The organism is uncultured Pseudoflavonifractor sp. (assembly GCA_904419835.1).
Taxonomy (GTDB): domain Bacteria; phylum Bacillota; class Clostridia; order Oscillospirales; family Oscillospiraceae; genus Pseudoflavonifractor.
In genome coordinates this window covers 1-12505 of sequence record CAJFTA010000065.1, presented here as the reverse complement: position 1 = coordinate 12505, position 12505 = coordinate 1, and the positions used below count along the sequence as shown (strand labels likewise).

Sequence of the window (12505 nt, the reverse complement as noted above, 5' to 3'; positions counted from 1 at the left end):
AGTTAAAGGCGCGATGATGACGCGCAAGAGAAGAAATAAGGTCCTCAAGCTGGCCAAGGGCTACTGGGGCGCCAAGAGCAAGCACTTCAAGATGGCCAAAGAGCAGGTCATGAAGTCCCTGAAGTACGCCTACACCGGCCGCCGGCTGAAGAAGCGCGACTTCCGTCAGCTCTGGATCACCCGCATCAGCGCCGCCTGCAAGATGAACGGCATGAACTACTCCACCTTCATGAACGGCCTGAAGAAGGCCGGCGTGGAGATCAACCGCAAGATGCTGGCCGAGCTGGCTGTCAACGACAAGGCCGCCTTCACCGCCCTCACCGAGATGGCGAAGGCTCAGCTGGGCTAATCCGGATTTTATCCCACTTAAAGCGGGGCATGGCACACGCCATGCCCCGTTTCAGTTTGTCAAAAAAACGGAGCAAACGCTCAGCCGGCCCGTCCCGAAAGGGACGGGCCGGCTCTTTTTATTCGCGATTGATGCACTTCTCCAGCGCCTCGTAGAGCAGCGCCACGTCGATTGGCTTGGAAATATGCCCGTTCATGCCCGCCTTGGTGGTCTTGTCGATGTCCTCGGCAAAGGCATTGGCGGTGACCGCGATGATGGGTACCGCGGCTGCGTCGGGCTTGTCCAGCGCCCGGATGGCCCTGGCCGCCTCGCAGCCGTCCATCTCCGGCATCTGCATGTCCATGAGAATGGCGTCGATGGAGTAGGGCGCCGCGGCCTGGAAGATGCGCACCGCCTCCGCGCCGTTGATCGCCTGGATCACCTCCATGCCGTTCATGGAGAGGATCTCGGTGGCGATCTCCATGTTCAGCTCGTTGTCCTCCGCCAGAAGGATCTTCCGCCCGGCCAGCTGGAAGGCGGCGCTCTTTTTCGGCTCCCGCCGTTCCTCGGTGCTCTCCTCGCCGGAGACCGCCTCCAGCGGGAGGGTGACGGTGAATTTGCTCCCCTTCCCCAGCGTGCTCTCCACGGAGATTTCGCCGCTCATCTGCTGCACAAGGCTCTTGACAATGGGCATGCCCAGCCCGGTTCCCACGGTGGACGCGCTGGTGAAGCTGGTCTCCCGGGCGTAGGGGTCAAAGAGATGCTCCAGGAAGTGCTCCGACATGCCGATGCCGGTGTCCTCCACCACAATCTGATACTTGCTGTGCCGCTGGAAGTCAAACTGCCGGATCTCCAGCCGGATTTCCGCGCCCGGGTTGCTGTACTTCAGGGAGTTGGAGAGGAGGTTGTTGAGGATCTGTCCGATTTTGAACTCGTCCCCCACCACAACCTCGTTGTGCATATCCAGGTCAACTGTGAACGCCTTGCCCTGCCGCTCCGCCTGGTCATGGAAAATTCCCGCCGCCTCCTCCACGTACTGCTTCAGGTTGAAGCGCTTGTTGTTGAGGGCGTTCTTCCCCGCCTCCATTTTGGACAGCTCCAGAATGTCGTTGATCAGCGCCAGCAGCTGCCTGCCGGAAAACTCAATCTTCTGCATGTAGTCCCGCATTTTCTGGCAGTCGTCCTGGCTGTTCTGGGCCAGCTGGGAGAAGCCGATGATGGCGTTGAGCGGGGTGCGCATGTCGTGGGACATGCTGCTGAAGAAATCCGACTTGGCCTTTGTGCTCTTCTTGGCCGCCTCCAGCGCCTCCTGGAGGATAATGGTATGCTGGAGCTGCTGCCGTTTCTCAATGTCCACGTCCCGGAAGCAGAGGATCACCTCGTCGGGGGCCAGCTTCTCATCATAGAGGGTGCGGATGTTCACCCATTTATAGATCTCGCCGAAGCGGCGCCGGTAGTCGCCGCCGTAGTCGGCGATGTGCTCGCTCACCCGCTGGCGGATGCTTTCCAGCGAAAAGCTCAGCTCAAATTCCTGGTAGGTCCCCGACTCCACCACCTGCTTTACCGTGGCCAGCAGGAAGTCGTATCCTCCCGTCCGGGGCATCTGGGACTCCAGATCCCTGGACATCTTGATGGCCTCATAGGTCCCTTCGCGGAAGTTCACCCGGTAGACGGCGTAAAAGGAGTCGCTGAGAATCCGGATGGTATTGCCCGCCTTTTTAATCCGCTTGTTCTGCTGCAAATCCCGGATTACCATGGCGGTCAGCACGCCGAAGAGCAGCAGGCCCACGCCGGCCAGCACATTCGCCGCCGCGTTGCGGTCGCCCAAGAGGATATCCCGGATGGGAATGGTCATAATCACAGTCCAGCCGTTGCTCATGACCGAGTAGTAGGCTCCACGCTCCACCCCCTCCATGTCTTCAAAGGAGGCGTCGTAAGCGGACAGGGATCCGTCCTGAATCCCTGCCATCAGGAAGTCCAGGTAGGTCTGAAGGGTCTCCTCGTCCGCATCCCACTGAGTCACGGAGTAGAGCATGGTGCCGGCGGCGTCGCACAGGTAGTAGGAGCTGTCTTCCGGCAGGGCCTGGGCCGTATTGTGGAGCCCCTGGTTGCGGATATAGACGTCCATGGCCAGCACATCCCCGCTGCGGGCCAGCGCCTTGGAGATGGTAAAAACCGGTTCGCCCGTAATGGCGTCGGTATACACGCCGCTGAACACTACCTCGCCGCCGGCCTCCACCGCACCGCGGTACCAGTCCGTGGTCTGATACTGGTAGCCCGCGTCCCCCTCCCACGGGTTGGCCGCCACAATTTTGCCGTCAATCACCGCATACGGGTCCACCGTGCTCTCGCCCAGCATGGCGGTCAGCTTGGAAAAATAGCCGCTGAGCCAGTCCTGAACCTGGTCTGTGTTCCCGCTCTCGCCGTCAATCTCATCCACGTACTGGGCGGCCAGATTCATGATCTGCCGGAAGCTGTCCAGATGCATCTCCTCCTCTACCGCATAGCTCTTCGCCAGAGCCATACCCAGATTCTGGGTGTTTTCCAACAGCTTTATCCGCACAAGAGAGATGCTGAACAGCAGCAGCACGGCCACTAGGACCAGCATCAGAAGGCTCAGGGCCGTATTGGATGAGATGGAAATTTTTCTGTCTTTCAATGTAAGTCCTCCTTACCTGCCCCACAGAGGCTCCCGCAGGATAGGGTGATGCAGGGCGGAACTGTCCACAGTACCTCTGTCAAAATGTATAGGACTACAAACGCCGGACCTCTGTTCCGGCGGACATTCCGGCATGATTATACCAAATCTTCCGCCGGATGTTAAGGGCGGGGGCAGAAAAACCTGCTCAGTCCACAGGAAACGGCCTCTGGCAGCCCGGAAACCGGGCCGCCAGAGGCCGTTTTTGTATCCTCCCCTCTACTCCTCCACCAGAATGGCGTTGGGGTAGACCCGCTCAATCCGCTCGTCCGGGTAATGGCGATCCAGGAAATCGGAGAGCGGGGTTGCAGGCGCGTCGGGTACCGTCTGCCGCTGTGTGTACCGGGCCAGTGCCAGCGCCGAGAGCGCCATGTTGCACACCATGAAGACCACCAGCACCCATGTGCCGACGCGCCCGATTTTAGGCGGAATCCGCTCAATCAGGCCCGAAAGCCTGGGGTAAATGCCCTTGATCCACACCACCGCCGCAATACCCCAGAAAAAGCAGTAGAGCAGGTTAATGCGCCCTCCCAGATTGAATGGGATATGGCTGTAATCCCAGAACACCGTGCCGAACGCCAGCTCCGTAAACACGCTGCACACGTACTCATAGGCGCCGCCCAGAATGGTGCCCGCCAGAAATACATACCGGTCGCTGCGGTCCTTATACTTGTAGAGCACGGCGGTAAACATCACCGCACCCAGGCCCCACACTACGCTGAACGCGCCGTAGATCAGGCTGCTCCGGCTCATCCACACCCCCGCCGTCACCCGGCAGAACAGCGTCTCAATGATGTCCCCCAGAAACGCGGCGATGACAAAGATCCACACCAGCTTGTGAAAGCAGCAGCCTTCTGCAAAGACGCCGCTCTTCTCCGGCGCCTCCGCCTGGGCCTCCAGCAGTTTTTCCGCCTCCAGGTTGTGGGCTCTGAGAACACGGCGCTGCACCCGGCGGGTGATTGCGTTGCCGAACACGGCGGACAGGTCGCGAAAGTCCTCCGACAGACGGGACAGCCGCTTCAGGCGGAACCGGAGCTGAAGCACGGACACCAGCGAGATCACAAAGTCGGCCGCTATCAGTCCCAGGCAGACCAGCAGAATGATGAGCCCCACAGGCCTGGGAATCCGGTCGATCAGCCCGGCCAGCAGAGGGTCCAGAACCAGGATGGACACCAGCGCCAGCAGGCCCCAGACCAGCAGCAGCGGGAACGAAATATAGCCCTCAAACTGGAAGCGGTGTTGGGTATAGTCCCACCAGCGGCGGCGGAAAATGCGCTCCAGCAGGAAGCCGGTGAGGAAGGTGACCGCCGCGGCAATGACCGCGCCGCCCAGCACCAGGAAAAAGGGGCGCTCCGACAGTTCGGGCAGGAACACGGCAAACAGCACCGCGCCCACGCCATAGGACGGGTTAAGAGGCAGATTGAGGAAGCCGCTGTTGACAAAGGCGTGCCGCCGCACCGCCGCGGCTGCGACGCCGACGCACCATCCGGCCAGAGAGTAGATCAGAAAAAAACAGGCCAGCTGATAGAGGGTATAGTACATAACGTCTCTCCTTCCGGGAACACGGCCTTTTCGCACCTTCACGAGGCTATTCTGCCATACTTTCCTTCATATTGCAACAGGATAAGATGAAACCGCACCCCAGCGGAAGCGGCTGCGGTTGGAGCGGAGGCGCAAGGGAGCGGGCTGACGACGTCTTTTTTGCCCCTGGTACAAAAAGGCGTCGGAACAAAGTGAACTTTGCTCCGACGTGATAAAGCACGATAATATGGATATTTCAAATTTTCAATCAGATATTTTGATTATTGCCCAACGGCCCTTCTGGGCCGCGCCGCTTTTGCGGTGTTCGAGCGTTTTGCCGCAGGCAAAACCTCGGCGCAGACGAAATTAATTTCCGCCGAGCATTTTAAACCAAAGGGTGGAAGCCGCCTTTGGCGGCTGGAACCCAAAAAGAAAGGACTTCCTATCGGAAGCCCTTTCTTTTTGGAGCAGGTGAAGGGAATCGAACCCTCGTGTTCAGCTTGGGAAGCTGACGTTCTGCCATTGAACTACACCTGCATCTGAAATCGACTTCGCTAGTATAGCATACCTGCCGCAAAATAGCAAGGAATTTTTTCCGACACAAAATTTGCACACTTTGTTTACATTTTCTTTATATATTATGTACAATTGTCCCTTGTTTTTTGGCTGCAACAGCTCTATAATAAGCCTATAAAATTCAGAAAGGAGGCTGAGGCCATGAAGTGGACTGACATCCAGAGCACGGATGTCGACGAATTGATTTTTGGCGGCGATGAGCAGGTCATCGTCAGCGATCGATAAACTCGACAGTACATACCGTGTGACACAGAAGTTCCACACCCGGCGGCGGTGTGGCTTTTTGTTTAATCGGGCGGTTCCCGGCTGCGGCCGGGGCCGTCTATTTTTTATTGTCTGCTGAAAGCGGGCGGCAAAAAGCGCCCGTACGGCACTTAGCGTTTCAAAAATCTCCCAGAATGGGAAGCCTCGCAGAGTTCCGTCATCCGCAGATGACGGAATCAAATGAAAGTCCGTCATTTTCGGGGACATGCGCCTCGAAAATGACACTTCTCATGAAATTTTTGCCGACAATTTCATCAGAAATTGAGGTGAAGATTTCATGAAGCTCCTTCGAAAAAGTGGCGGAAGCCACTTTTTTGAAAGCCTGCGCGCCCATGCGGCGCTCCGCATCATTTCTTATTTTAAAGACAATCTTAAGCTTTTCTCTATGGCATCTTCTCTCTCCCTGTGGTAGCCTTATGGTACTGTACGGCGGCAGGGTCCTCCCGTAATCTCCGGCAGTCATTTTCACAACGCAGAACAAGGGGCTTGGCATATGAATATGAAAAAGAGAAATCGCAAATGGATTGCCACGCTGGTCTTTACAGTTTTGGTCCTGGCCGGCGTTCTCATCTTCCTCTGGAGCACCGGCTTCTTTGCCGCCGCGAAATCCCTGGAGGGAATCCAGGACTATATCGCCCGGTTCTCCCCCTACTCCCATCTGGTCTTTTTCCTGGTCCAGCTGGCCTCGGTGGTCCTCGCCCCCATCCCCAGCAATATTACCGCCGCGGGAGGCGCACTGCTCTTCGGCATGTGGCCCGCCTTCCTGCTCACAGCGGGCGCAGTGGTGCTGGGCTCCGTGATGGTGTTCTGGCTGGCGCGGGTGCTGGGGCAGTCCTTTGCGGACCGCTTTGTCAGCCAGAAGGTATCGGACAAATATCTGGACCTGATCCGCCGCAAGCGGGACATATTCCTGGCACTGGTCTTTCTCTTCCCTTTTTTCCCGGACGACATCATCTGCATTCTGGCCGGTCTGACCGACATCAGCTTTCCCCGTTTCCTGGCCATTGTGCTCCTCACCCGGCCCTGGGGACTGCTGGTGGCCTCGGCGGTGGGCAGCTCGGTCATCTCTATCCCTCTCTGGGCTATGGCCCTTATCGGCCTGGCCGGCCTGGCCCTGTTTCTCGTGTCCATGAAGTACGGCGACCTCTGGGAGGCCCGCCTGCTGGAGAAATTCAAACAGTAAAAGACAAGGGAGGACGCCCGTAAGCTGGGGCGTCCTCCCTCCAGGCTGTCGAAAAAGTCCTGGGACTTTTTCGACAGCCTTCAAGAATGCCATTACTTTCGCGCCGCGCAACGGCGCAAAAGTCATCGCTCCGCTCTCCGCAAGCCTTGCGCGGCAAGGCATTGCGGGGCATTCGATTCCACGCGAGGCGGGCCGCTGCCCCCTCGCGCTCCCCCGCCCCGGCGCAGGCGAATTCTGTTCAACCGAAGTTTTTTGACACGCTCAAGGGAGGACGCCCGTAAGCTGGGGCGTCCTCCCTCTCTCTTGCTGTGCAAATGCATCGCGGCGCCGGCGCCGGGCGCATGAAGTTTTATATCTCATGCCCCGCCGCCTCTTTTCTCCTCAATACAGTGGTAGCCCGCCCAGGGGTCCAGGTGGTCAAAGAGCAGATTATCCCCTTCCCACAGCCGGTAGCGCACAGGGGGATGGGCGCCCTCCCGCTCCGGCTCCACAGCCAGGCGCAGCGCGCCCTGCCGGATAACGGCCCCCTCCGTCGGCCACCGCTCCACACTGGCGCCCCGGTAAGAGGCCAGGCGATACTCCCGCCCGCCGTAGAGCACTACACACAGGCAGTTGATCCGGGGCCCAGTCAGAGTGGGCATCCGCTCCACACTGACCAGGATGCTATTGCTGCGCTCCTCCCGCCAGATGCTCTGACTCCACAGCGAGGCGGAGGGCCGGCCGGTTCCACGGAAGGTCTCAATGAACCCGGCGCCGCCGGTGAAGTCGATGCGCCGCCCGTTGAGCAGGAGGACGCCCTCCAGCCGGTGGCCCATGCTGATCACCCCCCGGCGCATCGGAAAGACAGGCAGCGCGCCCAGCGGCCCCATCAGGTCGTACTTCAGCGGCGTGAAGGGCCCGTACCTCAGCTCTCCGCACAGGGTTATCCCGCCCGAGCGCAGGTCCAGCCACAGCCCCTTCCGGTTGAACAGGCTGCCCTGTACCCATATCTGGAACAGCCCTTCGGACGCCTGAAAGCTCTCCCCCGGGCAGCTGACGCTCCACGCCCCTTCCCGGGACTCCACCCGGATGACGGCCTCCGTGTTTCCCGCCTTGTCAATGCGCAGCAGCGGAAAGAGGGACAGCGTCTCCCCGCCGGGCGCCTGGTGCCGGAACTGCCAGCCTTCGAAATAGGGCCCCCGCTTTCCGGCCCCGTAGAAATATTTCACCCTTCATCACCTGGATCCCAATTCTTCCCGCCAGGCAGTGCCGGCGGGCATTTTGTGTGTTGTTTTACATGTTATCACGTCGCCCTGCCGATTTCAATTCCTCTGCCTTGTAAAACTTTGCGCGCACGGATTTGTCTCTTTCATCTTATAGTATTTTAAATATTCATCTATTTTTTAACCTTCTTTTCCTTTATTTTTTGTTAAAAAGCAAATTTGTATTTTCTCTCTATTGACATCCAATTTTTATCTCACTATAATATGTTAGCAATCTAACTAAAATGAGAGGAGGTCGATCGCCATACAACGCCAAAATTCCGTTGGCTTTCTCATCCGCAGCCTGTCCAATCTGCTCAGGAGAAAGATGATGGAGCTGTCTCCTCCGTCTGAGAACCGCCACGGCATCACCGAGACCGAGTGCCTCATCATGGGCTTTCTCTGTGATCATCCGGACCGGGCGCTCTACCAGCGCGATGTGGAGGAGGTCTTCTGCATCCGCCGCTCCACTGCCTCCCGCTTTCTCCAGAATCTGGAGCAGGACGGTATGCTCATCCGCCAGACCGTCCCGCAGGATGCGCGGCTGAAAAAGCTGATCCCGACGGAAAAGGCCATGTCTGTCCATGCAGACATGGCGGAAAAGTTCCGGATTGCCGAGGCGCGCATGACCGCCGGCCTGACGGAGGAGGAGCTGGAGCAGTTCATTGCCACGGCACGGAAAATTCAGCGCAATCTGCTGGAATAGTTTCTCAGGGCGGCCTGTCCGTCCGGCCGCCCGGTTCCTACATCCCTACGATTCCAACTGCAAAGGAGCGATTCCATGATCAAACGTCTGAGCGCCTGTATTCAAGAATACAAGCGGGACACCATTCTGACCCCTATCTTCGTTATTTTTGAGGTGGCCTTTGATGTCCTGATTCCCATGATGATGGCCCAGCTCATTGATAAGGGCATTGAGGCCGGAAGCATGGAAAACATCCTGCTTTACGGCCTGTTGCTGGTGGTCATGGCCGTTGTGGCCCTGATTTTCGGCGCCCTGTCCGGCCGGTTTGCCGCAAAGGCCTCCACCGGTTTCTCCCGCAATCTGCGCCGGGAGATGTACCGCAACGTACAGAAGTTTTCCTTCTCCAATATCGACAAGTTCTCCACCGGCGGCATCATCACCCGCCTGACCACCGACGTAACCAACGTGCAGATGGCCTTCATGATGATCATCCGCATCGCCGTGCGCTGCCCCATCATGCTCATCTGCGCCTGGGCCCTCACCTTTACCATCAGCCCCAAGCTGGCCCTTATCTTCCTGGTGGTCATTCCCATTCTGGCGCTGGGCCTGTATCTCATCATGACCAACGCCCACCCCATCTTCGAGCGGGTCTTTAAGAAGTACGACTGGCTTAACAACGTGGTGCAGGAGAACCTGCTGGGCATCCGGGTGGTCAAGTCCTTCGTCCGGGAGGACCACGAGCGGGCCAAGTTCGGCAATGTCTCCAACGAGATCTTCACCGACTTCACCAAGGCCGAGAAGCTCATCTCCTTCAACGCGCCTCTGATGCAGCTGTGCGTGTACGGCTGCATGCTGACCGTGTCCTGGCTGGGCGCCCATCTGGTGGTGGGCGGCGAGATCACCACCGGCAACCTGACCAGCATGTTCAGCTACATCATGATGATCCTCATGAGCCTGATGATGTGCTCCATGGTGCTGGTGCAGATCATTCTGGCCCGGGCCTCCGCCGAGCGTATCTGCGAGCTGCTCAACGAGGAGAGCGACCTGAAGAACCCCGAGAAGCCTGTCACCGAGGTGAAGGACGGCTCCGTCGTCTTTGAGAACGTCAGCTTCAGCTACGCCAACGACCCCTCCAAGGAGTGCCTGAAGGACGTGAACCTGGCCATCAAGTCGGGCGAGACCGTGGGCATTCTTGGCAGCACCGGCACCTCCAAGACCACCCTGGTCCAGCTCATCCCCCGCCTGTACGACGCAACCGAGGGCCGGGTGCTGGTGGGCGGCGTGGACGTGCGGGACTACGACATGGACGCCCTGCGGCAGCAGGTGGCCATGGTGCTCCAGAAGAACGTGCTCTTCTCCGGCAGCATCAAGGAGAACCTGCGCTGGGGCGACGCCGACGCCACCGACGAGGAGATGGTCCACATGTGCCGTCTGGCCCAGGCCGACCCCTTCATCCAGGAGTTCCCCGAGAAATACAACACCCACATCGAGCAGGGCGGCTCCAACGTGTCCGGCGGCCAGAAGCAGCGGCTGTGCATCGCCCGGGCCCTGCTGAAGCGGCCCAAGATCCTCATTCTGGACGACTCCACCTCCGCCGTGGACACCAAGACCGACGCCCTTATCCGCCAGGCCTTCCGCAATGAGATTCCCGACACCACCAAGTTCATTATTGCCCAGCGCATCTCCTCCATTGAGGACGCGGACAAGATTCTGGTGATGGAGGGCGGCAGAATCAGCGCCATGGGCACCCATCAGGAGCTGCTCCAGAACTGCCAGACATACCGCGAAATCTATGAGTCCCAGACGAAGGGAGGCAGCGACGATGAATAAAATTCCCTCCGGCAAGCGCCACACCGCCAGCCGGATTCTCCGCTATGTGTTCGCCGGCTACAAGCTCCGCTTCTTCCTGGTGCTGCTGTGCATCCTCGTCAGCGCCATCGCCTCTGTGGGCGGCTCCCTGTTCCTTCAGGCCCTGATCGACGACTATATCGCCCCCCTGCTGGCCATGGAGACCCCGGTCTACACCGCCCTGCTCCAGGCCCTGCTGACCATGGCCTGCCTCTACGTCACCGGCGCCCTGTGCACCCTGGCCTACAACCGGATTATGGTGACCATCTCCCAGGGCGTGCAGAAGACCATCCGCGACGACCTGTTCAGCCACATGCAGACCCTGCCCATCAAGTACTTTGACACCCACGCCCACGGCGACGTGATGAGCGTGTACACCAACGACGTGGACACCCTCCGCCAGATGCTCTCCCAGAGCATCCCCCAGATGTTCAACTCGGTGGTCATGATTATCGTCACCTTCTTCGCCATGCTGTTCAAGAACGTGTGGCTGACCCTGGTGGTGCTGCTGTGCGTGTGCTGCATGCTGCTGGTCACCCGGTACATCGCCAGCCGCAGCGCCAAGTACTTTATCCGCCAGCAGATGAAGCTGGGCGACCTGAACGGCTACATTGAGGAGATGATCAACGGCCAGAAGGTCATCAAGGTCTTCTGCCACGAGCAGGAGGCGGAGAAGGGCTTTGACGAGGTCAACGACGCCCTGTGCGAGAGCGCCTATCAGGCCAACAAGTACGCCAACATCCTCATGCCCATCATGATCAACATCGGCAACATCCAGTATGTCATCGTGGCCATGGCCGGCGGCTTCATGGCCCTGGGCGGTTTTGACACCGGCATCACCCTGGGTGTCATCGCCGCCTTCCTCCAGCTGTCCAAGAGCTTCAGCAACCCCATCAGCCAGATCTCCCAGCAGCTCAACTCCGTGATCATGGGTCTGGCCGGCGCCCAGCGCATCTTCGACCTGATGGACGAGGAGAGCGAGCAGGACAACGGTTATGTCACCCTAGTCAACGCCAAGTATGTGGGCGACGATCTGGTAGAGGCCGAGGAGCGCACCAACATCTGGGCCTGGAAGCACCCCCACTCCGACGGCACTGTGACCTACACCCGCCTCACCGGCGACGTGCGGTTCTTTGACGTGGACTTCGCCTATGAGGAGGGCAAGACCATCCTCCACAATATCTCCCTCTACGCCAAGCCGGGCCAGAAGGTGGCCTTCGTGGGCGCCACCGGCGCGGGCAAGACCACCATCACCAACCTGATCAACCGGTTCTACGACATTGCCGACGGCAAGATCCGCTACGACGGCATCAACATCAACAAGATCCGCAAGAGCGACCTGCGCCGCTCCCTGGGCATTGTGCTCCAGGAGACCAACCTGTTCACCGGCACCGTCCGGGAGAACATCCGCTACGGCAACCTGGACGCCACCGACGAGGAGGTGGAGGCCGCCGCCGTGCTGGCCAACGCCGACGACTTCATCCGCCGCCTGCCCCAGGGGTATGACACCATGCTCACCGGCAACGGTGCCAACCTGTCCCAGGGCCAGCGGCAGCTCATCGCCATCGCCCGGGCCGCCGTAGCCGATCCCCCGGTGATGATTCTGGACGAGGCCACCTCCTCCATCGACACCCACACCGAGGCCCTGGTCCAGCAGGGCATGGACAGCCTGATGAGCGGGCGGACCGTGTTCGTCATCGCCCACCGGCTCTCCACCGTCCGCAATTCCGACGCCATCATGGTACTGGATCACGGCCGCATCATTGAGCGGGGCAGCCACGAGGACCTGATTGCCCAGCACGGCGTGTACTACCAGCTCTACACCGGCGCCTTCGAGCTGGAGTAAGCTTCCTCCTGCATACAAAAATCCTGCCTGACGCAGATGCGTCAGGCAGGATTTTCGTTTAATATAATGCGTATTGAACAAAGCCACGAGCCTTGAAGCCCAAGGCTTTCAAGGCCAAATGGCTTTGTTCAAGTGTAAGGTTTTTGGACAATTTCGTCCAAAAACCCTGCACCTTCCACTGGCGCATTGAAACGCGCCAGTGGAAATACGCATTGTAGCAATGGCTGAATTCCACAAAAGCGGCTCCTTTGAGCCGTTTTTATGGAATTGTGCGGCTGTGCCGCACGAATAAACCGCAAAGCGGTTTATTCAGTA

At 58.9% G+C, this 12505-nt stretch carries 9 protein-coding genes and 1 tRNA gene; 5 read left to right on the top strand and 5 right to left on the bottom strand.

The annotated features are described in order from the left end of the window. A partial coding sequence (rplT, locus tag QZY67_RS10435) for a 50S ribosomal protein L20 (RefSeq protein WP_295370091.1) occupies positions 1-349 on the top strand: 349 nt, incomplete at its 5' end. Between the two features lie 118 nt (positions 350-467). On the opposite strand, the gene QZY67_RS10430 is transcribed toward rplT, so the two are convergent. The 4 genes from QZY67_RS10430 to QZY67_RS10415 form a co-directional block, all read right to left on the bottom strand. Beyond that, positions 468-2987 (bottom strand): hybrid sensor histidine kinase/response regulator, encoded by a 2520-nt coding sequence (locus QZY67_RS10430; RefSeq protein ID WP_295370089.1) that lies wholly within the window; start codon positions 2985-2987, stop codon positions 468-470. Between the two features lie 258 nt (positions 2988-3245). Next, positions 3246-4568, bottom strand: coding sequence for a putative ABC transporter permease (locus QZY67_RS10425; protein ID WP_295370087.1), 1323 nt, complete (start codon positions 4566-4568; stop codon positions 3246-3248). 442 nt (positions 4569-5010) lie between these two features. Further along, positions 5011-5084, bottom strand: a tRNA-Gly gene (locus tag QZY67_RS10420). A 460-nt stretch (positions 5085-5544) separates the two neighbouring features. Continuing rightward, positions 5545-5721, bottom strand: coding sequence for a hypothetical protein (locus QZY67_RS10415; RefSeq protein WP_295370086.1), 177 nt, complete (start codon positions 5719-5721; stop codon positions 5545-5547). A 165-nt stretch (positions 5722-5886) separates the two neighbouring features. Here QZY67_RS10415 and QZY67_RS10410 point away from each other — a divergent pair, with 165 nt between their 5' ends. Then, positions 5887-6570: a TVP38/TMEM64 family protein gene (locus QZY67_RS10410; protein WP_295370084.1), complete on the top strand. Its 684-nt coding sequence runs from the start codon at positions 5887-5889 to the stop codon at positions 6568-6570. A gap of 356 nt (positions 6571-6926) precedes the next feature. Here the strand turns inward: QZY67_RS10410 and QZY67_RS10405 are convergent, their stop codons facing one another. After that, positions 6927-7778, bottom strand: coding sequence for a hypothetical protein (locus tag QZY67_RS10405; protein WP_295370083.1), 852 nt, complete (start codon positions 7776-7778; stop codon positions 6927-6929). 364 nt (positions 7779-8142) lie between these two features. Between QZY67_RS10405 and QZY67_RS10400 the strand changes: the two genes are divergently transcribed. From QZY67_RS10400 to QZY67_RS10390, 3 genes are all read left to right on the top strand, one after another. Further along, positions 8143-8517 carry a MarR family transcriptional regulator gene (locus QZY67_RS10400; protein ID WP_295370080.1) on the top strand — a complete coding sequence of 125 codons (375 nt, stop codon included), beginning with the start codon at positions 8143-8145 and terminating at the stop codon, positions 8515-8517. A gap of 75 nt (positions 8518-8592) precedes the next feature. Continuing rightward, entirely contained in the window at positions 8593-10326 is a 1734-nt protein-coding gene (locus QZY67_RS10395; RefSeq protein WP_295370078.1) for an ABC transporter ATP-binding protein, read from the top strand. Continuing rightward, entirely contained in the window at positions 10319-12190 is a 1872-nt protein-coding gene (locus QZY67_RS10390) for an ABC transporter ATP-binding protein (protein ID WP_295370075.1), read from the top strand. The genes QZY67_RS10395 and QZY67_RS10390 overlap by 8 nt, the downstream gene beginning before the upstream one ends. The last annotated feature ends 315 nt before the right edge of the window (positions 12191-12505 follow it).